Raw genomic sequence first — 25,040 nt, 5'->3', positions numbered from 1 at the left:
GAACCCTGTGTGGCAGTAATGAGGTTGTTTGCATCGTTATTTTCTAATTATCAATCGGTTATGATCCCTGCTATTGTTATTGAGTCCCTGAAAAAAAATTATGGTACTCTTAAAGCGATTCAAGATATTTCCTTTAAGGTCCAACCAGGAGAGATTTTTGGCTTATTAGGTCCTAATGGAGCGGGAAAAACCACTACCATTCGCTGTTTATGTACTTTAGCTAAGCCTGAGGAAGGTAAAATAGAAGTAGCGGGAATTTCTGTTCTTAAATACCCTAAAGAAGCCCGTCGTCGCTTGGGGTACGTAGCCCAGGAAGTAGCCTTAGATCAAGTATTAACAGGACGAGAGTTATTAGAACTGCAAGCGGACCTGTACCATCTTCCCCAAAAAAAAGCAAAAGATCGTATTGCTGAGTTAATCAGACTGTTGGACTTAGAAAACTATGCCGACCACAAAACAGGGACCTACTCAGGGGGTATCCGTAAACGTCTAGACTTAGCAGCTGGTTTACTTCATCAACCGGAAGTGTTGGTACTGGATGAACCTACTGTGGGATTAGATATAGAAAGTAGGTTTATTGTTTGGGAGTTTTTACGAAAATTACAGCAAGCTGGCACAACTGTCTTGATTACCAGTCATTATCTTGAAGAAATCGATGCCCTAGCTGATCGCTTAGCCATTATTAATCAAGGACGAGTTATTGCTGAGGGAACCCCTTCTCAATTGAAAAATCGAGTGGGAGGTGATCGCGTTACCCTAAGAGTTCGGGAATTTTCTCCAGTGGAAGAAGCCGAACAAGCCAAAACCCTGCTTCAGGATTTACCTTTTGTTGAAGAAGTAATCATCAATCAATGCCAAGGAAATTCTCTCAACCTTGTGGTAAAGATAGGGAGTAATTGTTTAAGTCAAATTGAACAATCTTTAATAAAGGCAGGATTTCCTATCTTCAGTTTAGCCCAATCTCGTCCTAGTCTTGATGACGTTTACTTAGCCGCCACTGGACAAACTTTGATGGATGCCGAATTAGAGTTCGCCAGTATTCGAGATATAAAGGCTGAGAAAAAACAACAAATGAAATAAAGTTATCCTAATTTTAGGGTAGACATTGTTAACCTTGGATTTAAGTTTACTTGCTCATTAAAACAGATAACAGATGAGAGAAAATAAGTAATTCAATTTATAGCTGCAAATCAATGTCAATATATTATGCTCAATGAGGAATAATAATATGGGTAAAACTATGATCCCTTCCAAGGTAGAGTCTTCTTTATCTCCTAACAAACAAAAAACAATCCCCATAGATGAAGATAGAAATATTCTCAGTGAGTTTGTTCAAGAAACCTTTGCTATGACAAAGCGTCTATTCATTCAACTGCAACGTCGTCCATCAACCTTAATTGCTGGTATTATTCAGCCGTTTATGTGGTTAGTTTTGTTTGGTGCGTTGTTTTACAATGCACCCCAAGGGTTATTTGAAGGAGAACTCAATTATGCTAAGTTCCTTACCCCCGGTATTATAGTTTTTACTGCTTTTTCCGGTGCATTGAATGCAGGATTACCTGTGATGTTTGACCGAGAATTTGGTTTTCTCAATCGTTTACTAGTTGCCCCACTAGCTTCTCGTTATTCGATTGTAGCCGCTTCCACTATATACATTATTGTCTTGAGTTTAATTCAAACGGCAGTTATTGTGGGCGCTAGTACTATTTTAGGAGCTAGTCTACCAAGTGCAGTTGGATTAAGTGTTATTTCCTTCATTGTCTTTTCTATTGTCTTAGGAGTAACGGGATTAAGTCTGGGACTAGCTTTTGCTTTACCAGGTCATATAGAATTGATCGCAGTTATTTTCGTAACGAATTTACCTTTATTATTTGCGAGTACTGCTTTAGCTCCTTTGTCATTTATGGCTAAATGGTTACAAATTATCGTCAGTTTAAATCCTCTTACCTATGCCATTGAACCGATTCGTTATATTTACCTTAATGAAGATTGGTCTTTGAGTAGCTTGGTACTACAAACCCCTTGGGTAGATCTGAGTTTTGGATTTGCTTTACTTCTTTTGTTAGCCTTCAATGCGTTTATCTTAGTCGCAATTCAACCCTTATTAAGTCGCCGTTTTGCTTAGAAAAATGTCAATTGGAAATGTCTAATGTTTGATTGTATACAGGAGTGAGTATTAATAATGTCTATTAAGATGCCTTTGAGACAATTGTCTTCTATTCTAATTAGTTTAGGATTAATAAGTGGAATCCCTCGGGTAATGTTAGCCCAGCCCATTGATGTTATTGACGAAGAAAATGGTTATCAAAATAGGGAACAAGATCCCGCTGGGGAGCTTGGTAATATTTTTAATCCAATGAATTTAATGCATCGTTCTAATTTAGAACGAAGTCGTAATGCCGGTGACTTTGCTGAAGATACAAATAATAATCTTAATAAAGCTGCTCAAGAGTTTAAACTGATCCAACAAAGAAAATTACAACAAGAATTATTTGAACCTACTTATGATTCAAATAGTAATTAACTCTAATAGTTCTAGGCTAGCTGGGATATATAATTAATTGAAATTGAAAGTCTTAATTTTATAGACGTTCCAAAAACTTCAGAAAGTTGATTTTGATCTAATCAGATCTTTGGAGTTATAGATTGTCAATTGACCACCCATCTTAAAATTAATTCTCTAACAGAAGAAACGGTATTTCTTGGTTTACTTTCACTAAACCTAACGGTTTCCCATAAGCTTCATGGGATTAATGGTTATATCAATACACAATCTAAGACTAGTTAAGGACATTTTTTATTTACCATTAGTGCTGTCTACTATTTCTCAGTTAGCATAGACAATAGTTCATGCCAATCTAACATCTCAACCTGGTATATACTAATTTTTGTATGATTTTTAGCCATTAATTAGTTAACTTAAACAGTCCTGATATTTAATCTTAATCTATTCTTTTTAAGAAAAAGATATTTAATCTTATGTAAGAGAGACTTATTTTATTGCTTTTACTATTTTCTAAAATCGATTTTGTTAGCAATTTTATTTTAAAAAACTACATGTAATCTCACTCATTACTGTTGACTAACTTTTCATGTTATTAAAGATAATAGAATAATTCAGTAAGAGCTTCTCCATAAAAAGTCCATCAACGTTGATTTCCTGACACTTATAATCCTTTAGTTAACTCTAGTTCTGGAGATTAAGCTCTATTTCATTTAACCTAATGTTCGACATATGAACAGTCTCTTATAGTAAAAGCCGATACATTATTCTCCAGTGATAGACAATTCATCGATCCAAACTCGCGGGCAAATCCCTCCAGGAAGAACTTCCGCCTTAGACTCAATATAGATAATTGATTTCAATACATCTTGTATATCGCCAGCTACTGTTGCTGCATCAATACTGGTCAATTTTCCTTTATTGACAAACCAACCATCAAATGGCAGAGAAAATGAGCCTTGTAAGGAATTAACCCCCGCATGAAGAGCTTGTAAACGATCAATTAAAATGATTCCGTCCGATTCTTCTAGACTCAACTTCTGAGCTTGTTTTTCTGAAGCAAAAACATGATAAAAATGAGAGCTAACTGTAACTTTTGAGCCAATATTTGCATGCCCTGTGGGTTTTGCATTCATCTGTTTTGCGGTTCCAGTACTGTGCAATAAACCCGACAGTATTCCATTAGCAATTAATTCCACACGACGAGTGGGAGTTCCTTCTCCGTCAAAAGTTTCCGTTACAATACTATCAGGATGAAGAGCATCATCACATAAGCACAGGAGAGGAGAGGCAATCTCAGTACCGAGAGAATCTCGGGTAGAAAGACTTTGATTATCTAAAATATTTTGAGCGTTAAAAATATTAGAAAAAGCACCAACTAAACTTAAAAATGATGTGGGAGAAAGAATAACTCTATATTTTCCAGAGGGAATAGATTGATAATTTATGTGACTAATTGTCTTCTCAATTACTTCTTTTAAACAGCCATCAACATCTAAATCTGACAAACTATGACTAATTTTAACTGAACTAGCTCCTCGCGGTTTTTTACCTTCTTCTTCGGTACGACTGTAGAGGTAAATAGAAGAATAAGACCCTTCTTCTTGACGAACAGCTCCCTCACTGTTGAGGTAGAACCGCATTACATTTTCCTGAGACAACCCATTATAGGGAACTCCTGTAATAGCTTGATGTGCTTCTAAAAGTTTTTTCTCAGTTTTAATTAAAATGTCTACAAGGGTAGGAATGGGTGCTGCATTCGTCAAACTACGGGATAACTTAGCAGTTGGTTTTTTTGCTTCTGGACTGAACTCGGGAGTGTTATTCTCATTGCCAAATACACTCGCTTCTCTAGCTGTTTCTAAAGCTAATTTAATTCCTTCATTATCTAGATCTGTAGTGGTTGCCACCCCAACTGTTTTTTGTTTATTCCAAACACGAACAATAACGCTTGACCGATTTGATGCTTGAACTTGTTTGGGTTCACCACCATCTACTTCAACGCTGGTATCATCGATGGATGAACCATAAATGTCATATTTCTTAATTCCCAATTCTTTCGCACTTAATTGAGCGTATTCGGCAATCTTTTTAATATTTAGCATATAGGGACGATTAAAAACTGTTAATACATTTAAATGTATAGATATCTTACACTTTCTGACACTTGCAGGGAGTATAATTACCCGGACTTGTGGATAAGAACCACCTAACTATTCGTATCATTTAGGTATTTCCACTTTTGTATCAGTTGACCATAGGCATAAGCGTTTTCAGTCATTTAGTTTAGTTAGCTTCTCAGTTTAAAGAATACTCTGTACTGTAGCCGAAAATCCGGTTGTTTTCCTGTCCGGTTATTTTCCTAACTGTCTTTACTATGTTTGAGTAGGGTTTTTTATATATTCTTACCTTACTAGAGTGAAATTGTACCACAAGATTCTCCTACAAGAGAGAAGTTTTAAATATAATTTTCCGGGAAGATCATGTAAGTATGATAGTTGTTTCTCAACTCAATAACAAATTATAGTTAATGGTTAAGGAATCTTGATATAGTAGTTTTGCCGGAACTTGCTAATCTCAGTGTATCGTGTACTTATAACAAATATAGTTTATAAATCAATAATATGAAGTTAGACTCAAACACTGAATTAAATTTTGTCTGCAAAAGCATTGCAATTATTAGTTTAAATAATTATTTTTATTTCTAGTAGAGGAAAAATTATAGAGATGAACCGGAACAACTTTAATTGCCATTCTGCGACGATTATAGTAATAGTGAGTATACTTATTTTATTTACTTGTAGTAGTGTAAGACATATTTTATTCCAATCTACTGCTTATGATTTAGCGATTTTTGATAATGGCATTTATTTAATTAGTCAAGGAAAAACTCCTTTTGTTTCCTTACGGGGTATACATATATTGGGAGATCACGCTGCATTTATTCTTTATGTAATTGCTGGATTATATAAAATTCACCCTAGTGTTTATTGGTTATTTGGGCTACAAGCAATTGCACTTTCTTTGGGTGTATTACCCGTGTGGCAGTTGGCAAGATATGCAAATTTGAACGAAAAATCAGCAATAGCAGTCGCAGTTTCTTATATTCTATATCCCATAATTTTTAACCTAAATTTATTTGATTTTCATCCCGAGACATTGACATTGCCTGCTTTTTTTTGGGCATTATTATCAGCAAAGAAAAACAATATTTTTACGTTTGTTCTAGCACTAATTTTTATTTTAAGTTGTCGAGATGCCTTGTCTTTAACTATAGCGGCAATGGGAGTATGGTTAATTTTAGGAGAGAAAAACATAAAATTTGGGCTTATTTCCTTGGGATTAGGTATAGGTTGGTTTATCTTAGCAACTAAAATAATTATCCCTCAATTTAGTGGAGAACAGGTGGCTGCTGTTGCTAGATATGATTTTTTAGGAGTGTCTCTACCAGAGATTATCTTGAACCTTTTTTTGAAACCACAAATTGTCTTAAGTCATCTTTTAACTTTGGATAATTTAGAATATTTGTTATTGCTTTTATGCCCTTTGATTTGGGGATTAGTTCCTAAACATTTTTTTCCGTTAATTAGTGCTTTTCCTATTTTATTTTTAAATTTATTGACTGAAAATAAAGAACAAAAAGATTTATTACATCAGTATTCACTCCCAATTTTACCATTTCTAATCTTAGTAGTAATTTTATCTTTAAGTACAGGGCAAGGATGGATACAAAAACCTAAACATATTATTGTATGGTCATTGGTAACTTTTTTTGCTTTAGCTAAAGTAGGTTATTTTACTTCTCGTTATCTTGAATCTATAGATACTTGGTCAGCAACCAGAGCAGCATTAACCCAAGTAACAAAAGAGGGGGATATATTAACCTCAGCTAATATTGCTCCCCATGTTACCCATAGGGCTAAAGTTGAGTTAGCAATTGAGGGTTCACAAAACATTAATCTTCAACAATTTGATGATATATTGCTGAATAAGCTTCATCCCGGTTGGAATAGTTCACCAGAGTTGATTGATACCCTAGTAGAAAGAATTAAAAAAATTCCGGAGTTTGAATTAACTTATAAAAAAAAGCAAGTTTATTTGTTTAAACATATCTCATCTCAATCAAATTGATCATAGAGAGAGATTTATTTACATTTTTTTGCAAAAAAGAGCCTGTTTTGTAAGTATTTTTTATGTGTTTTAAAAAAGTCATATTTATATTCAGATATTTGTATCTATTTTATTGAGCTTTATACTTATAATTTACTCTGCTTTTCTTTATATTATATCTGGTTATAGATCATAAGTTAGTTGAGTAAATGGATACAATTATTTTTATTCTTTAGGTTTAGATTTAACTAATCTAGTTGTTTACAGTAAATAAGTATAAAGAACAATTATTGTATTGATTCCTTATTGAGGAGACTTACCCTTATGATTATGTTAGCTAAATTTTTAGTTTGGTATATAGTAGTTACTCTTTTATAATTACTTTTCTATTTAAGACTTTCTTTAAGTCTACCAAGTTACTCTTAAAGAAAGCCTTAAATTTAGTCTGAAGGAATCGGATCTAAACTTATTGTTATGTATAGTCGAAAACTATAGTCTTTCAATAAGAGTCCATGAGTCAATATTTTTTAATTGAGTCAAAAAGTCCTTTTGAGTCTACAGAAGTGATGTATGATTATCAGTTGGCATCTGATCTAGCTGAATCAGGACACGAGGTAACTTTATTTTTGGTAGAAAATGGTGTATTAGCTACTCGTTCAAGTATTATTCCCCCTGAGTTAGCCAACCTGAGTTTAGTCAAAATCTTAGCAGATAAATTTTCCCTCGAAGAAAGAGGAATTGAATCTTCCGAAGTGAATTACAGTATTCAGGTTTCTAACATATCTTCAGTAGCTGATGCCATGGGACAAGGGCAAAAAACTTTGTGGTTATAAGTCGATGGTTGTAAGGCAATGGACTATGACCATCGACTTATAACCACTGACTAGCGTTCTAGCGTTTATTAGTAATAAAAAAAATGAGTACAACAACCATTACGTTTCTCTTGATGGATGGGCCGTTTGAACAAGCGAGAACAACTACCGCTTTCCGGCTAATGGATGCAGCCTTAGAAAAAGGTTACAACGTTAATGTTTTTGCTTATGAAGGAGCAGTTTCCTTGGCTTTTTCTCATCAGAGACCCCACGCTAACAGTATTCATGGACGTACTTTTGAGGAAGAAAATCACCCATTAACTAAAGATTGGGTAGCAGCAATGCAAGCAAAAGCACAAAATAAGGGCTGTAAATTTGATTGGATTAATTGCGGTCTTTGTGTTGATGAAAGAGGTGTACAAGAAGCGATCGAAGGGTGTCGCCGTGGTGCACCAAAGGATTTTTGGCAATGGGCTGTCGAGTCTACGTCAACATTAGTTATCGGTACAAAATAAGCTAAAATCTATTTGAAATAGTTTTAGTAAGGTGAGGAATAAAACTCTTCTGAATCTTGAAGGAGCATTAACTATGAAGGCATTACAAATCATTGAATCAGCTTATCGTTGTATTGTTGAAGAACAAGATGATCCAGCTATTTGGATAGTTCAAGTTTTAAAAACAGCTGGTGGGGAAGTCGACATTTTGTTACGAGGGAATGCGGTTAATTATGCTGTTAATAAACAGGGGAATGAGGGATTGACTTTAGGTTCTTGGCAACAAACTTGTCCAGCAAAAATTGATCAGGATTTACAACAAGCTCTTGATAGTGGTTTTAAAGTATATGCGATCGCAGAAGATCTTGCCCAAAGAGGTATTCCTGAAGCGAAATTACTTAGTGGGCTTCAAAAATTGTCTCGTCGAGATCTACCTAATTTATTCGAACAATATCAACAAGTTTGGCGTTGGTAATTAAGTACTTAACATGCGTCAAATGGAGGCTACAACTTTTATTTTTTCTCTGAGTAGAGTAGCTCTTAGTAGCTTTGCGTTTCTTGTTTTGATTTGATTCCTGTCATTAATTAGGGTTGGCTGGAAAATACAAAATTCTTTTCCTAAAGACCCTTTTTGGAAAAAAACTATATGCTCAGACTTCCAATTTGTCAACTAACTCCTTTAAAAGAAAGAAGTTTACTGTATCAAGTTTTTACCTTTTTTAGAATGAAGCCGTAATGAAATAGTTTTATATAGATAGAATATTCATTAGGTCATTCCAATAAGCCTAAAACATCTTTAGGATTTAACTTGTCTTTGAACCAAACAACCCTTGCAGAAATATTTTTGAACTTAACCCCTGCTTTTTCTAGATTCAATCTTTCAGAAATAGCTATTATAAGATTATCTAGATTAGAACTCCGAATTTGATAAAATTTTTTTTGTAAGTATTCTGGTCGCCAATACCCAATAATCTCTAACAAAATATCTCTCCCGTCAGGGTGTACTAAACGAAAGTCGGGTATCATTACACTTCCAGGCAGAGGTACCAAATCTACTTCTCTTTCCAATCGCCATTGGGTTTTCAACTTTACCCATCGTTTAGCAAAGGACTCCTCCAGCATACTATCATAAATTTTGCCTTTAGGATAATGACTTACTAAACCACAGCAATCATTTAAACCAAAATGACTAATTTTTATCCCGCCAGTATAACTATCCTTAATTTGCAATTCAGTTTCAAGACTCCACCTACTAACATAGAGTAAAGCCGGAATCATTTTAGCTAAAGCTAATCCATAACGAGTACTAACTTTAAATAAACTTGCTGGACCATCCATTGTAATAGTAAATCCCGTGTCTGCATCTCCTTCGATATAAGCCATCAATTGAAACAATTTAAGATAACGAAACAATAATTTATACTCTCCAGGATCATTGCGATGGACATTAATTGTAATGTGGCTAGAACGATAGAAAATCCCTTGAACCTGTGATAAATTGTAGCGGTGAATTAATTCTTCTGGAGTTGGAGACACAAAATCAGTTAGAATACGATTTTCTTGTAAGTCGGCATAAAGTCCCTGCTCAATTTCACTAGGTAAGATTGAACGATTTAGTTCCTTACTTAATAAACTGGCAATTTGATCTAACAGATAAAAACGGTTAGTGGGAATAGGAAGAGACTTAGCCGCACGACTAAAAACACGTTGTCGTAGTTGTTGAGGTTCGAGTGGGCTGACAATTTCAAAGGTTGAAAAGTTATTTCTTAACAGATGGGCTAACCCTCGTTTAATTCTATAATTCGGGTTATCTCCTTCTAATTCCAACAGCTTTTGATTTAATTGCTCTTGGGTACTTCCTAGATTCTCTTGAAAACAATTAATGTGTTTAGAAGCAATGGTTAACGCATTACAATCTAAAGGCAATTTTTTAGGAACTATAGATCCACCACTGTGACGATAAATTAATAAGTCAGAAGATAACATAATACTTAATATTCGTTTGATAACAATATATAATTGTTACATAGTCATTAAATAGATTAATATTTAGCTACATAAATCCGCAACGAGACTACAATTTATAACGCCTCTTATCAACCATTACTATTTATATTTAAAATGATATTATACGGAAAGCTTTAGCGATTATATTTTATAATCATTTATATTAGGTCAAATATTATTTACAGCAAATTTAACAATAGTGCTAGAATATATCTTAATAACTTGATTCTTATCAATATATATAGTACTTTTTTAGTAAAAATACTACTGCTGCTAAATTATATCAAACTATGTATATAATATGTATATACGTAGTACAAATTTTATTAAATAAATAAATTCCTAAAATAATATAAACCAAACTAGTTACTATTAAGAAATGATATTATATTTCAAGCAAAACAAATATATTTACTTTGATTAAAATCTGATATTAATCCAATAAATAGTTATTTTAAAACTCTTTTTTATAATCTAAATCAATAATACTTAAACTGATATTAAGTAGTTTTTTAAAGAAAATAGTTTTGTTTGCTACTTCAAGAAAGTTATAGAATAGTCAAAATTTTATATATTATTGACTATTAGCGACAATAAATTTTGACTAGACTTTACTGATAATCTAGAACAAATTAGTGAAATGCTGAGTAAAAAAATTAACTTCAGTATAACAGAGATATATAATCTATGATCTCATTAGTTATTCTTTGTATATACAGAATAAAATTACAGTATAAAATATACTCTTTTATGTTGACTTTACTTCTTTAAATAAAAACTAATTTTCAGAAAAATTTAACTATCCTAACATATATTTTCTTATCTTTATAGTTTTTATAATCGCTCTTTTATTTTGAAAAACTAAGAGTATTAATAAATATGTCTTAATCAAGAAGAAATTATTTCAGCTCCTAAAAATTTTTTATTTATAACTATGTATCACCCAGTTATAAAATAAAAACTACTACCCACAATCAATATGATGCATGTAAACAGATATAATTTTTAACACACTTATTATTAATAATCAAACTATGTCTTAATATTCATAACTTTTATGTACTAGGTTTAGTGAAACTTTAGTGAAACTTTAACGCTTACCTTAAATATCAAACTTTTGCCAAAAGATTAACAGGAGGGACAGAAAATTTTGAGCTCTCTTGAAGTAGATAGTCTAAAAATGCTTGAGCTACCACTGATAGTTGTTTATCCTCCAGATACGCTACGTACCAACGACGTTTAATTGGAAAATGGTCAACATTAAGTATAGTTAGTTCGCTATCCTTTCCTTCGGAAATCAGAGTATGTTGAGAAAGAATAGAAATTCCTAAGTTACCTGCAATCGCGTGTTTAATCGCCTCATTACTCCCTAATTCTAAACGTACTTCAACAGATACACCGTGTTGATAGAATAGTTCCTGTATTGCCTGTCTAGTCCCTGAACCTGATTCACGCATAATAAAAACTTCGCCATCAAGATCATTGATGGGAATTTTTTGTTTTCTTGATAATGGGTGGTTTTTAGGAGCAATTACCACTAAAGGATTATCAAGAAAAGGTTGAGTTGATAAACCCATACTATTAAGGGGTTCACTAACAATATACAAATCATCTTGGTTTTCCATCATGCGTTCCTGGATATGCCGATGGTTGGTGACATTTAAAGAAATATCAATGCCTGGATATTTTTGACAAAATGTACCCAAAATCCGAGGAATAAAGTATTTTGCAGTAGTGATAACTGCTAATTTTAATTGCCCCTGTCTAGTTCCTTTTAAATCTGCAACTTTCATCTCAAAGTTTTCTAACCTTCCAAATACTTCCTGACAGGTTTTAAGTAATTCCTTGCCGGCTTCAGTTAGATAAAGACGTTTACCAATTTGTTCAAACAATGGTAGACCAATAGACTTAGTCAGCTGCTTGATTTGACTTGATACTGTAGGCTGAGTGATTAATAATTCTTCCGCTGCACGGGTAAAGCTCCCATGACGAGCCATAGTCTCAAAAACTTTTAATTGATGTAGAGTGGCTTGAATCAATGGGTATTTCCTCTAAATGTGAGATTTTAGACCTATTGGGGTCTTAAACCACGTATCTAAATCATAGATTAAAATTAATGATTTTTCAAGGTTGATTTAGTAAATTACTATGGTACCTATCATTGAGATTAGCCAGTAAGAGCGTTAGTGGAAATAAATTCCACTAACGCTCTTAAGAGAATTAGCATTTTTGATCAATAAAAATACAACTTTAGGAATAAAAACTTACAGTAAATTTTCTGTATAGATCTTTTAAAGTATACAGAGTTAAGACTGATAGAAAACAAATAAGGTTATTTTTCTCTAGCCTAGTAAAAGCCAAGGTCCATCTACTAGTAAGAGATTGTGATTTTTTCTAAAAAGAAATTGTATCTATTCAAACAAAAAAGCAATGTAGAACAGTCTTAAACAATGATTGTTATCATATATAAATTCAACAAATTGAATACTACTAATGAAGAAGATATCTTCTTCATTAGTAGTATTTATAATGAGGTAAAGTATCTTGAAGTAAACACAATATGGCTTCTAAAAAATCAATCTATTTCAATACAGTTTAACTAGTAATTACAAGTCATAAAGTATTCAAAAAACAACATTCAAATTTATACTAAGATATAAATATTTTCACAAGTAAATATTTATATTCAAGATTATTTATTGATTAAGTGGCTACATTCTTTACAGTTTAACTACCATGTAATACTTACTATAAATGTAATAGTTTTTACAATATATTTAGTTGAGTTTAACAATATAAAAAACAAAATAAATAATTAACAATTAACAGATCATCAAAGAATATATTCGCTTCATTTCTTCGCAATAAATTTTTAAGATCGTTCAGGCTATTTAGCTACGTATTAATCGTATCAGAAAAAACTATTGTGTAACCACTATTCTATAATATTTAAATATTTATTATTAACAACCTTAACTTCTACTCCTTAAAATAAGTGAGCAATTATCGTAACTTAAAATAAGTTATTAAACTTTTATATAATTGATACATATACTAATTATATAAACTGTATTTTTATACTTACATGAAAAATACAAGATACATAGTTATTTTCATAATTGTATATATTATATTTTCATTTTTACATTTACTATATTCTTAATACATACCATAATTTTTATTATTAAGCTTTCATTTTATGAAAAGTTTTTATGCACAAGTTAACAGTTATTGTTGTTTCTAGATAAAATCTAATATAAGTTAATATTTAGGTATTGTTATTATTTTGATATATTTACATTTTTCAAAATCAACTTAATTTAAAAAAGATTATAAATTAATAGTAACAATAAGATGAAGTATCTAACTGTACTCAAAATATTATAAATCAACAACTAATAAAGTAATAGAAAAAAGTTTGTATATTAAAAAAAGTGCAGTGCATTTATTTTAGCTTACAATACTTATTGCTGTAGCAATAGTCCATATATCTACTATTATTAAGAGCAAAGTCAATCCTAATAATATTAAATACATCCAAGGTTTAGATAAAGGATGAATATTAGTAGTATCAATTCCTGTCTTCTCATTAACAATATTCATTAAACAAGAAAATTTAGCAATTCGCATAGGTAATAAATACGCTGTTTGAGTCTCATGAGATACAAAGTAGTAAACAAGTCCCCCTTGTCCAGTAGTTCGTGATTTTAAATCCGTAATTTTTGACCAAGGCAAAGACCATCCTTTATAGAATAAAGAAGGTACCCAACTTGGATAAGTCACTTTTATAGTGTCCTTTTCTAAAAGAACTTGTTCACTTAAAGCTCCTATTAAAACTAGAAAGCCTATAATGATTCCCGTCCATAGAATCAAAGGAGAAATAGAAACGGATGTAACTTTTGCAAGAAAGGGCAGGGGAAGAGTAAGAGAAAGATAAAGGCTCATTAAAGTGATGTGAATGAGTGGAGAAATACGAAAGGTTAACGGAAAGTGGGAATACACGCTAATTGCCTCAAAAAAACTACTTCTTAATTTCTAACAGTTAAAGCTTTATTTTGCCAAGTTATATATGGTTTAACTGAACTGTGATTGTCAGGAAATAGTAACAAAAAGGAAAAATGTTTCTAATACTTAGAGCAAATGATAACTTGAGTGAAAATGTGGGAGTCTTAATATGGACAATCTTAAAACTCTTTTCCATAATCAAATCATGCAATAGCTTTATTCGTTTCGATAACGAGTCTCTAAAATATTTAAGGGATATCTTTTTAAGACTATTCTTTTTTACTTTTTAAGTTCCAATCACTATAATTAATCTTTATTATTTTAATTTTTAAATTTCGGAGTAAAAATTGATCTTTAAATATTTTTAAATTAACTTTAAATACCTTTGTCTTACAAAATTATTCTTGTTATTTATATTCAAATATAGTTATTTTAACTCTTAGTAAATAGATAGAGATAATGATGTCTCTATATTCATATTAATAATTAAACTAAAAGTAAGATAAAGGAGTAATGTTAGTATTAAAAAATAACTAATCTTATAAATCGAGGATTAAGTTCAGAATATAAAAATTCTGGTGATTTTCTATGTATTTTTTTATATAAAAATAGTAATTAAACATATTGCACTATAATGGCTATTATAGTGCAATCAAAAACTTCATCCATTATTTATTCTATTAAATTATTTGTCTTGTAATTTATAGTATTTACCAAAATAATCATGGCGTTTTTATGTTCTCTATTCCTTGATTATTAAAATTTTTTATATTGATCAAAAAGTTGCGAAGAAGTTGTTTTCCTGACGGAGTTAAAATACTTTCTGGGTGAAATTGTACCCCTTGCAGGTTAGGATAGCCTTTATGTCGAAGTCCCATAATGGTTCCATCTTCAACCCAAGCAGTTATTTCAAATACTTTTGGTAAGCTGTCTCTATCTACTACTAAACTATGATAACGAGTAGCACTAAAAGGATTCTCTAAACCCGTAAATACTCCTACTCCCTTATGATATATTTGAGAAGTTTTGCCATGCATTAACAGCGGTGCGGCTACTATATGTCCTCCATAAACTTGACCAAGACTTTGATGCCCTAAACAAACTCCTAAAATGGGTAAGGTCTGTCCCAATTGTTCAATTAATGCTAGGGATATTCCTGCATTGTCAGGACGGCCTGGTCCTGGGGAAATCACAACTCCATCTGGCTCTAGATAACGGATTTCATCAATACTGATTTGATCATTCCGGTAAACTTGGATATCTAAAGCTACGGGAAGTTCGGCACCCAGTTCTCCTAAATACTGCACTAAATTATAGGTGAAACTGTCGTAATTATCGATAATGAGGATCAATGCTTGTCTCCTTGAAGCTTACTGGGGGAATAGTTGATCTTTTCACAAAATCTACCTTTGACCTTGACGCAAAATATTACAGGGTAAGAAGAAAAGGAACTAAAGAGGGTAATAAAATAAAACTAGCGACTAAAACTGCTGCCATCGCTCCAACCATTACCGCTCCAGCCGCACAATCTTTAGCAATTTTAGCTAAAATATGGTACGACTGCCCTACAGTTAAATCTACTATCGATTCTAAAGCAGTATTTAATAACTCTAAAACCATTACGAGAGCACAAGTTAAAGAAACAATAGCCAAGGCCACTCCAGTGACTTGCAGAAATAGTCCTAGGCTAATAGCAATTAAAGTCATAGCGGCATGAATACGGAAATTGCGTTGAGTACCAAAAGCGTAACAAATACCAGCCCAAGCATATTTGAAACTTAAAAATAGGTTAGGGGCAACTTGCCAAGCCGATTGTCGTGGGGAATGCAATTTTAATTCTGTAGTTGAGCTTGTCTGGAGACCAGGATAGCTCTTAAAAGCCAGACCAGAAGGTAATAGAGAGGAAGGTCCCAATTGATGGGGAGAGGATTGGTTTAAGTGAAAATTTGTTTTCATTGTCTTAAAACTTGACGACAGGACTTTTAAATATTCTTGTAAATACTATAGATTTGGAATAATTAAATTAATTTAATATATCAATTATTTGGCTGAAGGCCCACGAGTTTTAACAAAGCTTCTTGTTGTGCAAGCATATGTTGAAGACTTTCCTCATCTGGATGGTCCCACCCCAAAAGATGTAGGAGTCCATGAGCTACTAACCATGCTAATTCTACAGTTAGAGAATGATAATTTTGTCGTGCCTGTTTTCTAGCTGTATCCACTGAAATAATAATATCTCCTAAGTATAGGGGTTCGTCAGTACTTATCTTTTCTGATGATTGAGGAACCTGCACCTCAAGAGCAGCGAATACTAAAACATCTGTGGGTTGATTTTTATGCCGATATTGGTTGTTTAGCGTTTGTATTTCATGATCGCTGGTCAACCTTATGCTAAGTTCGCAAACCTCTAATCTAGTAATTATTGGGTGTAGTTCTTCTAACCAAATTTGAATCCACTGTTGCCAAGTTTCAGTAATAATGTCAGAAACATCTGAATTATTTAATGTTTGTAAATCCAAAACATTTTGAAGATTAAGGTTAACAGTTAAGGGTTTTGCTGGAAAAGATGTCATAATGCCCTCAAGTTTAACGAGTCAAATAGGAAATGCCAATAAGAAATCCTAATAACCCTACTGTTGTTAATATAAAGTGTTTAATAGAGGTACCTCTTTTACGAACCATATTACGCATTGCTAGTTTTACATAACTTAGTGCCGGTCCACTAGGAGTGGCATTAGATGATAAAGATGGGATGTCACTAGGTTGAGGGGATTGAGGTAAATTACTCATAAAGATTTATCGAATTTATTTTAGTAACTGTTATTCTATGAAATATTAGAAGTGGTTTGTTTTACTGTAACAGTCTATCGCTAAAAATAAGTCTACTTTAAAACAGTCTTTTGTTTATTGATTACCTAAATAGTCAAGCTCTCGTCTTACTTTCTTTATTAATATAAGTTCATACTCTAAAATCAAACAATTTATTTTTTGATTATTTTAAATTTAACCATAACTGACAATTTTTTCACAAACTAGACAAGGATTAATATACGTTGCTATAGGAAATAAAGGGAATATACACTCTGAATAGAATATTATTAGGAGTATTATTAGGAGGGTTGCTGAGACTACTGTTCGAATTGTCTTAGACTTAGCTTTTTAAAACTTGCTCTTAACTACTCTCTAAAAAGTTTCTCATCGTATTATTTAGTCTTTCCAAGAAAATTTATATCAAAAACCAATATTTTTAATTAAAAACAACTAAAATACATGCAAACTAACTCAGCAACGTTTTAGTTTTTATGATTCATTTCTTTATAACGATAAACTCTACTTCATAAGAAAGAGTCAACCTATAATATTGAGCTATAATTGACTTTTTTAGGCAATTCTGATACGATGATTAGACAAAATTCTGGAAAAGTCATTCTCATTTTGAATTTAGTTAATGCATAACCAATACACTGATAAGTTCCCTCTATAACAAACATAGTTATTTATTTTGTATTTTGAAAGACTAATTTAACAGTAATTAACAGAGTATTATTGTTAACTCATACACCGTTATGTTTAAATATTATTTATTGATAAATAATATTTAAACTTTTAACAAAAATATCTCTGCTTTTTTATATCGACAAAATGTTGATAGTTTGAAAATAAATAAACTTTATATATAAAGAAAGATCAACTGACCAGTGGTATCAACTATATATTTTCATAATTTATTATAGTTACTTTTTAAACAGTTCGTAAGTTCTCCAAATAGACTCATAATAACCTTAATAATTATTCTTGGATGATTTGGATGATTATTAAGTATCGATTACAGTTAATCTTTTATAAGACATCGATACAATAGCCCTAAGGCTGATTGCATAAATCAACCTTTATCTAGAACGTCTGTATTATTTTTTGTGTTTTATGATAGAACAACCCTTTGGATCAGTCATTGAAGGTTCCCTCAGTCAAGGATTAGAGGTTCGCTTATATCCTGATGTGTCTGTAGAACAAATGCGGGTGGGTAAGTTTTTAGTTGTTCAGGGAATAAAGTCTCGGTTTTTCTGTCTTCTCATTGATGTCTCTTTAGGAACTACTAACTCTCGTATCCTCTCTAATCCTCCTAGTTTTGAAGATAGTTTTATGCGTGATGTTCTAGCAGGAAGTGGAACTTACGGAAAAATAGAATTAGTTCCAATGTTAATGTTTACTCCTATTGAGGAAGAAGCACAAGTCAACCCTAAAAAGAAAAATAAGAATAGTTCATTAGGATCATTTGAAGCAAATACGAATAATGATATCGAATTACTACCAGTTAAAACTATTCCAGCTCATTTTAGCCAAGTCTATGAAGCCTTAGAGGAAGACTTTCGTTGTGTTTTTGGCTGGGAAGAGGATCCTATCCGTCGTAATTTTTCTATTGGAAAACCGTTAGATATGGAGGTTCCTATTTGTGTTGATTTAGATCGATTTGTAGAACGGAGCAATGGAGTCTTTGGTAAGTCTGGAACAGGAAAATCTTTTCTAACTCGTTTATTAATCTCAGGCATTATTAAAAAACGAGCAGCCGTTAATTTGATGTTTGATATGCATTCGGAATACGGTTGGGAAGCAATGCAAGAAGGCAAACAGGTTTCTACAGTAAAAGGATTGCGTCAACTGTTCTCTGGTGAGGTAGAAATCTATACTCTAGATGTAGAATCTACTAAACGAAGGGGAGTTAGAGGTGCTCAAGAGCTTTACTTGAGTTTTGAACAAATTGAGATTGAAGATATTCGTTTAGTAGGGTATGAATTAGGCATTTCAGAGGCCAGTTTAGATAACGCTGAGATTCTTCAGAAAGAATATGGGAAATCTTGGATTATCAATTTATTGAATATGACTAATGAAGACATTAAGATTTTTTGTCAAGAAAAACAAGGCCATCCAGGGTCAATTATGTCCTTACAACGTAAATTAATGCGTTTAGAAAAACTAAAGTACTTACGTAATGTTTGTCCCCATAATTATATATTGCAAATTTTACAGTCTTTAAACGCAGGAAAACACGTAGTTGTTGAATTCGGTTCTCAGTCAAATATTTTATCTTATATGCTGGCAACTAATATGATTACTCGGCGAATACATGCCAATTATGTCAAACAATCAGAAAAATTTATTCAGAGTAAAAATCCGACTGATCGCCCTAGACAATTAGTCATTACAATTGAAGAAGCGCATCGTTTTCTAGATTCTAAGATTGTTCATCAAACAATTTTTGGAACTATTGCCAGAGAAATGCGAAAATATTTTGTAACTCTATTAGTTGTTGATCAAAGACCGTCAGAAATTGATAATGAAGTTATGTCTCAAGTGGGGACTCGTATCACCTGTTTGTTAAATGATGAAAAAGATATTGAAGCAATTTTTACAGGAGTATCTGGGGGTCAACATTTACGTTCAGTTTTGTCTAAATTAGATTCTAAACAACAGGCATTAATTTTAGGTCATGCTATTCCCATGCCAGTAGTTGTTAGGACCCGTAGTTATGATCAACAATTTTATAGTGAAATTAGGGAGGCTAATTGGTCAGAAAAGTCAGATGAAGAAGTCCTTATGGCAGCTGAAGTTGCTAAGGCAGATTTAGGATTTTGAGATTTAATCTCTAAAGTGATTTGTTCTGTGATAGGGATGAAACTTACACTAACATTTACACTTACTTTCTTTTATATTTAAATATTTTGATATTTTTTGAAAAGTGTGAATTAATTTACAGAGTTAAATCTTTAGCTCTAAAGAATGCTTTTAACACAATGATTAAAATTTTTGCAACAACTTCAATTTCATAAAATGCAATTATCAATTCTAAGACAAAAATAAAAAACTTGGATAACTTTAACGAGTTACCCAAGTTTTTTATAGTAAATGAAAAGTAAAAATTTTTGCTACTTAACGTCTACACAGTGACAGTCTTCCTAAGTCCAGTATCTAACTCTCCTTTAGCATACTTAGTTGCATAAACCTCGATACTTTCCTGCTTGATTTTGCTAGCATTTCCAGCAGTCCCGAACTGCCTATAACGATCAGAACAAACTTGTTTCATATACTTCATAGTATATTTCATGAAATTACGAGGATCAAAATTACTAGGATCTTTATGGAAGGCTTCCCGGATAGCAGCTGTAATTGCTAAACGATTGTCTGTATCAATATTCACCTTACGAACACCACTTTTGATCCCCTTCTGAATTTCTTCAACAGGAACTCCATAAGTTTCAGGAATTTTACCTCCGTATTGATTAATCATGTCTAACCATTCTTGGGGTACGGAGGAAGAACCATGCATCACCAAATGGGTGTTCGGTAAACGGCGGTGAATTTCTTCAATGCGGCTGATAGCAAGAATTTCACCAGTTGGTTTACGAGTAAACTTATAAGCGCCATGGCTGGTTCCAATGGCAATAGCTAAAGCATCAACTTGAGTACGCTCAACGAATTCTGCTGCTTCATCAGGATCTGTTAGAAGTTGTTCTTTACTTAAAGTTCCCTCAAATCCATGACCATCTTCTTTGTCTCCCCGACCAGTTTCAAGGGAACCCAAACAACCGAGTTCACCTTCAACACTAGCACCGACGGCATGAGCAACTTTAACAACTTCGGCAGTCACATTTACGTTGTAATCAAAGCTGGCAGGGGTTTTAGCATCTGCTTCTAAAGAACCATCCATCATTACACTGGTAAAACCATTGCGGATTGCGCTATAACAGGTAGCGGGGCTGTTTCCGTGGTCTTGGTGCATAGCAATAGGAATTCTAGGATAGCTTTCTGCAGCTCCTAAGATTAAGTGGCGGAGGAAATTTTCTCCTGCATACTTACGAGCACCGCGAGAAGCTTGCAAGATGACGGGGCTATTAGTTTCGTCTGCTGCCTGCATAATTGCCAATATTTGCTCAAGATTGTTGACGTTGAATGCAGGAATACCGTAATCATTCTCAGCCGCGTGATCTAGAAGCATTCGCATTGGGACGAGTGCCATAGATGTCCTCCTAATCTATCTGTTGTTTTGCGTGAGTCAATTTTCAAGAAAATCAATCCTCTTATTTTTCAATACTAAGATAGATTTTACCTTTTGACGAGTTGTTTTTTTATGATATGCACCGCATATTGTTACTATCTTGTCAATGAAAAGTCGATCATCCTCATAACTAAAAACCAAGGTGATAGCCATTTAAGCCATTTGAACTTAAACTCCCAAAGTTGTAATCCCACATAAGTGGTAAAAGTGTCTACTCAAAAATCATTCTCAGCCGCTCATCATTATAATCATCTAAAATTACATTCACATAGAAATAATTTTTACTTCTTCATAGGTTTAAATCTTACAATATTTTTTGAGCCTATATTGTTTTAATTCTAGCCTAAATATTTAAAAATCCACACAAACTGAATTCTTAAAACTATATATATTTTACATAAATAATCAAACTAGACTGGAAGTTAAACTCTAAGTAGCTTGGGAAAAAATACAATTTAGTTAGTATTATCAAATAATATTCTCATTGTAAAGAATTATTTGAAAAATCAACTAAAATAATAAAAAGTAGATTTTGATTATTCAAATATAAATATTAAAATAGTAATCCATTTTAATGTTTATATTTCGGCTGCTCGTCTATTCCCTTTTAAGGAGTTTTTTTTCTATTGATATACTTAGTTCATTCCCTAATTTTAAAGATAGGTTTGTAATAAAAGTACATGAATACTCAGTATCCAGAAAACCCTTACCCAAAAGAGCAAAAACAGAGATAAATTAAACTGACTTTTAGATTAAGACCGAGAGGAGTCTTGTAACTTTTGACCAATTTTTGGTTCTTTCCCCTCAAGAAGACGATTAATATTTGTGCTATGACGAATAATAACATAGAGTCCTGCTATAAAAGCAAAAATACAATAGGGTAGGGGTTGATGTAACCAAATCATTAGAACGTTAACTACAAGTACTCCTATCAAAGAACTCAGAGAAACAATCTTGGAAAAACTTAATATTAGTAAAAAACTAGTTAAACTTACCACAGCAACTAAGGGATTGAGTATAAACAATACCCCTAACCCGGTGGCTACTGACTTGCCTCCTGTAAAATTAAGGAAAATTGATTTGCTGTGACCAAATATAACAGTTATTGCCGCCACTATCATTAACCAAGGTTCCCAGTTCAAAGCAATCAGTCCTGTAGGGGCTAACATATAAAACCATTTGATTATTACCATAGACAACATAGCCTTCCCTAAATCCGTAATTAAAACAAGGACAGCTGCCGTTTTCCCTAGTATTCGTAACACATTTGTCGCTCCTGTAGAACCAGATCCATATTCACGAATGTCAATCCCTTTGAGCATTCTTCCTGCAAGATAACCAGTAGGAATCGAACCTAGTAAATAAGCTATCAGACACAAAAATCCACTAATTACCCAAATCATAATCCCTAATTTGTTCCATCATTATGATAGTTTACAGATTTATATTATTTATATAAATAGCTTGACATTTGTTGGATGTCAGGTGCAAATGCTAACCAAAGGGGGAATTGTAGGAGGGAAAGGTCTATCTGTTGTTCAGTCTCGTCAATAATCACCAGAGGAATTTGTTTATCTTCGAGCAAACGTTCTGCTTTTAGGATTAAAGCATCTGGAGATTCAAAAAGAATTACTCCCTTTTCTGGACCAAAATCACTTCGAGAAATTCCTAAACAATCTTGTAATCCCCTACGCCATTCTCCAAGTCTCTCAGGACTGTTAGCTAAAATCAGGAATCGAGAGCGATCACCATGAAGACTATTTAGTATAGAAATAATCGCCGATGCAATCAAAATATTTTGTAAGCGAGTCCCCATAGATCGGATAGCACCCCGTCCCCCTTGGGAAAAAAACCACATTTGCACTCGTTCAGAATGAATTGGCTCAAAAGTACGACGTAGTTGCCAAGGATATCCATAATAATCAGGATTATTACGGTATTGTTCTAATATTTGTTTTATCCTCGCAGCCTGAATTTCAAATTCTTGGGTATTAAACTGAATTTGATCTGAATTTGAAGATTGAGAAGAAATTGTTTTTGAAGAGGAACTCAAAGTCTCTTGTGTACTCAATTCCAGCTGTTCAGCCGTCGCAGCTAAGTCCTGTAAGCTACCCACTAAATAATCCTTGAATCCTTGAACTCGAATAGCTAAATCTTGAGAAACTCCTGCAAATGTTGTTCGCATTTCTTCTTCGATTCTATCCCGACGACGTTCAAGTTGTTCAACCGAAATTTCTAAGGCTTGTCTTTGTTGTTTGAGTTCTTTTAAACCTTCTTTAACTATCATGTTAATATGTTGCTCAATATCTTGAATTTTTTCCGCTATTATTTTATGTTTACGGTCTTGTAACTGTTTGATTTCTTGGGATAATTCTTGTTTTTGTAGTTCTAGATATTGAACTTGTGCAGTTAACTCCCTAACTTGATTTCCAATGTTTAATGTATCATCAGAAACTTCGACTATTTCTGATTTAGGAATACTTTTCTCCTTTTCTTCCTCGACGTAAGCAGCTGACGCCATAGTAGATTTTATCGGTTTTGAGGTTAGGGTTAATGGTTCTAGTTCGACAGGATTCTCGGCGGTATTGTCAGTTGAGTCGTTGGTTAACTTGGATTTGGGAACTTGGTAGTCGTCTATATTCATTTTCTCGTTACAAATTTCCAGAAATTGTGAAGGGAACTTTTATATTAATAGTTCGATGTCAATCATCGAGTCTATCCTAAGTTAAACAATATTACAGTCTTAGGTAATGTTTTTTTACCTTAGAAATATACTTATCTATAAGTTAAGCCATTAACCTAAATAATAACAAGAATTAATTTAGTGTGATCTCCTCAGAAAATCAAGCTTACTTAATAGATATTAGAATTATACACCAATGATATCGTATGTTACGAGAACAATGTTATTTAAAACAGTCTTTTATAGTTTTAGATTCGATTGACTAAAATCTCTAACAAAAGATAGATAATATTGACTTCTCACAAATCAAATAAAATTACAATTAGAGTCCTAAAAATTACTAGAATCAGAAAAAAATAAACACAGTAAATCAATTTAAATAAATGATAAATATTTAAAACACTTAGGTGAACTAAAGATAAATACTGACAATTTTAAACAATAAATAAAAACTGTAAAACAAAGCTAAAAATAAATTTACTTGTGCTTATGCTATTGTTAATGCTGTAGCCGAATTTATCCAATTAAAGACAATTTAATAATTAAAAATAACTTTTTATATAGTATTAAATACAATAAAATTATTTATATTGAAACATAACATAATTGGAGTATGTATAAAACAATAAATAGTAAAATATAGGATTATAGAGTCCTGAGCATAAGAATTGTAATTACTGTTTTTTTACTATTACATTATTTAACCATTCAGTTTTAAGATCTTGATTATAGATTACGTTAAGTTAATTAATCAATCTAACATAGTCCCTGATCATAACTTAGTTTGTTCCTAAGTAAATTTAAATCAAAAAATAAAGTTTAAAATATATACAATTATTCTCTGATTTTAAAAGACTGTATGCTTGGCTTACATCAAAGAAAAGCTTGCAATAATTATTGATAATCTTTAAGTTTTATTGCTATTGTTTCTATATAAAAAATTTTTAGATTAAGAAATACTAAAAAGCTACTTTTCGCTATCATGTATTAAGTTTAATGCCATAATTTTATAGAAACTATTTTAAATCAATTATAGAAAAGATGAAGAAATATAAAGATCTATATAAAATTAGATTCTAAGACTATTATTTGTTTCTTAATTCAAAATTTAAGTTATAGACATATATTGATACTATAAAAAATATTTACAATGATTCTGTAGTGTAATTTTATTTAGTGAATTTATTAATTATTTCCAATATTTTAATATATTAAAATATCATTTCTTTTTTAGTAATACTTTTTGATAAAATCATAACTTATGATACTTCGTTTAATTACTAATTAACCCTACTGAAATTAAGTATCTATTTAGAAATTTTTGAGTAAAAATTATAAATTTACGGTAAAGTCACTACTTTAATATCTGATT

Annotated in this window: 19 protein-coding genes; 8 read left to right on the top strand and 11 right to left on the bottom strand. The window is 32.2% G+C overall.

Annotated elements, in window-relative coordinates; genetic code table 11:
- The first annotated feature begins 60 nt into the window (after positions 1 to 60).
- From OXU93_RS08155 to OXU93_RS08145, 3 genes are all read left to right on the top strand, one after another.
- Positions 61 to 1,080, top strand: a complete 1,020-nt coding sequence (locus tag OXU93_RS08155; protein ID WP_267384857.1) for an ABC transporter ATP-binding protein — start codon at positions 61 to 63, stop codon at positions 1,078 to 1,080.
- 148 nt (positions 1,081 to 1,228) lie between these two features.
- Positions 1,229 to 2,125: an ABC transporter permease gene (locus tag OXU93_RS08150; protein ID WP_267383702.1), complete on the top strand. Its 897-nt coding sequence runs from the start codon at positions 1,229 to 1,231 to the stop codon at positions 2,123 to 2,125.
- Positions 2,126 to 2,182: 57 nt separating this feature from the next.
- Positions 2,183 to 2,524, top strand: coding sequence for a hypothetical protein (locus tag OXU93_RS08145; RefSeq protein WP_267383701.1), 342 nt, complete (start codon positions 2,183 to 2,185; stop codon positions 2,522 to 2,524).
- A gap of 743 nt (positions 2,525 to 3,267) precedes the next feature.
- Here the strand turns inward: OXU93_RS08145 and OXU93_RS08140 are convergent.
- Entirely contained in the window at positions 3,268 to 4,608 is a 1,341-nt protein-coding gene (locus OXU93_RS08140) for a TldD/PmbA family protein (protein WP_267383700.1), read from the bottom strand.
- A gap of 622 nt (positions 4,609 to 5,230) precedes the next feature.
- Between OXU93_RS08140 and OXU93_RS08135 the strand changes: the two genes are divergently transcribed.
- The 4 genes from OXU93_RS08135 (at position 5,231) to OXU93_RS08120 (ending at position 8,394) form a co-directional block, all read left to right on the top strand.
- A complete protein-coding gene (locus OXU93_RS08135) occupies positions 5,231 to 6,634 on the top strand; it encodes a DUF2079 domain-containing protein (protein WP_267383699.1) in 1,404 nt (467 codons plus the stop codon).
- A 491-nt stretch (positions 6,635 to 7,125) separates the two neighbouring features.
- On the top strand, positions 7,126 to 7,446 hold the full coding sequence (locus tag OXU93_RS08130; RefSeq protein WP_267383698.1) for a DsrE family protein: 321 nt from the start codon (positions 7,126 to 7,128) through the stop codon (positions 7,444 to 7,446).
- A gap of 83 nt (positions 7,447 to 7,529) precedes the next feature.
- A complete protein-coding gene (locus tag OXU93_RS08125) occupies positions 7,530 to 7,940 on the top strand; it encodes a DsrE/DsrF/TusD sulfur relay family protein (RefSeq protein WP_267383697.1) in 411 nt (136 codons plus the stop codon).
- A 73-nt stretch (positions 7,941 to 8,013) separates the two neighbouring features.
- Positions 8,014 to 8,394, top strand: coding sequence for a hypothetical protein (locus OXU93_RS08120; RefSeq protein ID WP_267383696.1), 381 nt, complete (start codon positions 8,014 to 8,016; stop codon positions 8,392 to 8,394).
- A gap of 296 nt (positions 8,395 to 8,690) precedes the next feature.
- Here the strand turns inward: OXU93_RS08120 and OXU93_RS08115 are convergent, their stop codons facing one another.
- From OXU93_RS08115 to OXU93_RS08085, 7 genes are all read right to left on the bottom strand, one after another.
- On the bottom strand, positions 8,691 to 9,905 hold the full coding sequence (locus OXU93_RS08115) for a DUF790 family protein (RefSeq protein WP_267383695.1): 1,215 nt from the start codon (positions 9,903 to 9,905) through the stop codon (positions 8,691 to 8,693).
- 1,130 nt (positions 9,906 to 11,035) lie between these two features.
- Positions 11,036 to 11,965 carry a LysR family transcriptional regulator gene (locus tag OXU93_RS08110; RefSeq protein ID WP_267383694.1) on the bottom strand — a complete coding sequence of 310 codons (930 nt, stop codon included), beginning with the start codon at positions 11,963 to 11,965 and terminating at the stop codon, positions 11,036 to 11,038.
- 1,411 nt (positions 11,966 to 13,376) lie between these two features.
- A complete protein-coding gene (locus OXU93_RS08105) occupies positions 13,377 to 13,871 on the bottom strand; it encodes a hypothetical protein (RefSeq protein WP_267384856.1) in 495 nt (164 codons plus the stop codon).
- Positions 13,872 to 14,653: 782 nt separating this feature from the next.
- The gene (locus OXU93_RS08100) at positions 14,654 to 15,283 is read right to left on the bottom strand and encodes an anthranilate synthase component II (protein WP_267383693.1); all 630 of its coding nucleotides are present in this window, start codon (positions 15,281 to 15,283) and stop codon (positions 14,654 to 14,656) included.
- 76 nt (positions 15,284 to 15,359) lie between these two features.
- A complete protein-coding gene (locus tag OXU93_RS08095; RefSeq protein WP_267383692.1) occupies positions 15,360 to 15,887 on the bottom strand; it encodes a diacylglycerol kinase family protein in 528 nt (175 codons plus the stop codon).
- 80 nt (positions 15,888 to 15,967) lie between these two features.
- Positions 15,968 to 16,504 carry an rRNA maturation RNase YbeY gene (gene ybeY, locus OXU93_RS08090; protein WP_267383691.1) on the bottom strand — a complete coding sequence of 179 codons (537 nt, stop codon included), beginning with the start codon at positions 16,502 to 16,504 and terminating at the stop codon, positions 15,968 to 15,970.
- 13 nt (positions 16,505 to 16,517) lie between these two features.
- A complete protein-coding gene (locus OXU93_RS08085; protein WP_267383690.1) occupies positions 16,518 to 16,721 on the bottom strand; it encodes a DUF3285 domain-containing protein in 204 nt (67 codons plus the stop codon).
- A gap of 1,134 nt (positions 16,722 to 17,855) precedes the next feature.
- On the opposite strand from OXU93_RS08085, the gene OXU93_RS08080 reads away from it, so the two are divergent.
- On the top strand, positions 17,856 to 19,565 hold the full coding sequence (locus tag OXU93_RS08080; protein ID WP_267383689.1) for a helicase HerA domain-containing protein: 1,710 nt from the start codon (positions 17,856 to 17,858) through the stop codon (positions 19,563 to 19,565).
- 301 nt (positions 19,566 to 19,866) lie between these two features.
- On the opposite strand, the gene fba is transcribed toward OXU93_RS08080, so the two are convergent.
- From fba to OXU93_RS08065, 3 genes are all read right to left on the bottom strand, one after another.
- Positions 19,867 to 20,946 carry a class II fructose-bisphosphate aldolase gene (gene fba, locus OXU93_RS08075; protein WP_267383688.1) on the bottom strand — a complete coding sequence of 360 codons (1,080 nt, stop codon included), beginning with the start codon at positions 20,944 to 20,946 and terminating at the stop codon, positions 19,867 to 19,869.
- 791 nt (positions 20,947 to 21,737) lie between these two features.
- Positions 21,738 to 22,388, bottom strand: coding sequence for a glycerol-3-phosphate 1-O-acyltransferase PlsY (gene plsY / locus OXU93_RS08070; RefSeq protein ID WP_267383687.1), 651 nt, complete (start codon positions 22,386 to 22,388; stop codon positions 21,738 to 21,740).
- A 44-nt stretch (positions 22,389 to 22,432) separates the two neighbouring features.
- A complete protein-coding gene (locus OXU93_RS08065) occupies positions 22,433 to 23,629 on the bottom strand; it encodes a DUF3086 domain-containing protein (protein ID WP_267383686.1) in 1,197 nt (398 codons plus the stop codon).
- Between the last annotated feature and the right edge of the window lie 1,411 nt (positions 23,630 to 25,040).

The organism is Cyanobacterium sp. uoEpiScrs1 (assembly GCF_947331815.1).
Classification (GTDB): Bacteria; Cyanobacteriota; Cyanobacteriia; order Cyanobacteriales; family Microcystaceae; genus Rippkaea.
Note: the sequence above shows the minus strand (reverse complement) of the source record. Positions and strands in the feature narration are given on the sequence as shown.

Coding starts and splice junctions, on each gene's coding strand:
- OXU93_RS08155 (WP_267384857.1), top strand. CDS start 61: ATGATCCCTGCTATTGTTATTGAGTCCCTGAAAAAAAATTATGGTACT.
- OXU93_RS08150 (WP_267383702.1), top strand. CDS start 1,229: ATGGGTAAAACTATGATCCCTTCCAAGGTAGAGTCTTCTTTATCTCCT.
- OXU93_RS08145 (WP_267383701.1), top strand. CDS start 2,183: ATGTCTATTAAGATGCCTTTGAGACAATTGTCTTCTATTCTAATTAGT.
- OXU93_RS08140 (WP_267383700.1), bottom strand. CDS start 4,608: ATGCTAAATATTAAAAAGATTGCCGAATACGCTCAATTAAGTGCGAAA.
- OXU93_RS08135 (WP_267383699.1), top strand. CDS start 5,231: ATGAACCGGAACAACTTTAATTGCCATTCTGCGACGATTATAGTAATA.
- OXU93_RS08130 (WP_267383698.1), top strand. CDS start 7,126: ATGAGTCAATATTTTTTAATTGAGTCAAAAAGTCCTTTTGAGTCTACA.
- OXU93_RS08125 (WP_267383697.1), top strand. CDS start 7,530: ATGAGTACAACAACCATTACGTTTCTCTTGATGGATGGGCCGTTTGAA.
- OXU93_RS08120 (WP_267383696.1), top strand. CDS start 8,014: ATGAAGGCATTACAAATCATTGAATCAGCTTATCGTTGTATTGTTGAA.
- OXU93_RS08115 (WP_267383695.1), bottom strand. CDS start 9,905: ATGTTATCTTCTGACTTATTAATTTATCGTCACAGTGGTGGATCTATA.
- OXU93_RS08105 (WP_267384856.1), bottom strand. CDS start 13,871: ATGAGCCTTTATCTTTCTCTTACTCTTCCCCTGCCCTTTCTTGCAAAA.
- OXU93_RS08095 (WP_267383692.1), bottom strand. CDS start 15,887: ATGAAAACAAATTTTCACTTAAACCAATCCTCTCCCCATCAATTGGGA.
- ybeY (WP_267383691.1), bottom strand. CDS start 16,504: ATGACATCTTTTCCAGCAAAACCCTTAACTGTTAACCTTAATCTTCAA.
- OXU93_RS08085 (WP_267383690.1), bottom strand. CDS start 16,721: ATGAGTAATTTACCTCAATCCCCTCAACCTAGTGACATCCCATCTTTA.
- OXU93_RS08080 (WP_267383689.1), top strand. CDS start 17,856: ATGATAGAACAACCCTTTGGATCAGTCATTGAAGGTTCCCTCAGTCAA.
- fba (WP_267383688.1), bottom strand. CDS start 20,946: ATGGCACTCGTCCCAATGCGAATGCTTCTAGATCACGCGGCTGAGAAT.
- plsY (WP_267383687.1), bottom strand. CDS start 22,388: ATGATTTGGGTAATTAGTGGATTTTTGTGTCTGATAGCTTATTTACTA.
- OXU93_RS08065 (WP_267383686.1), bottom strand. CDS start 23,629: ATGAATATAGACGACTACCAAGTTCCCAAATCCAAGTTAACCAACGAC.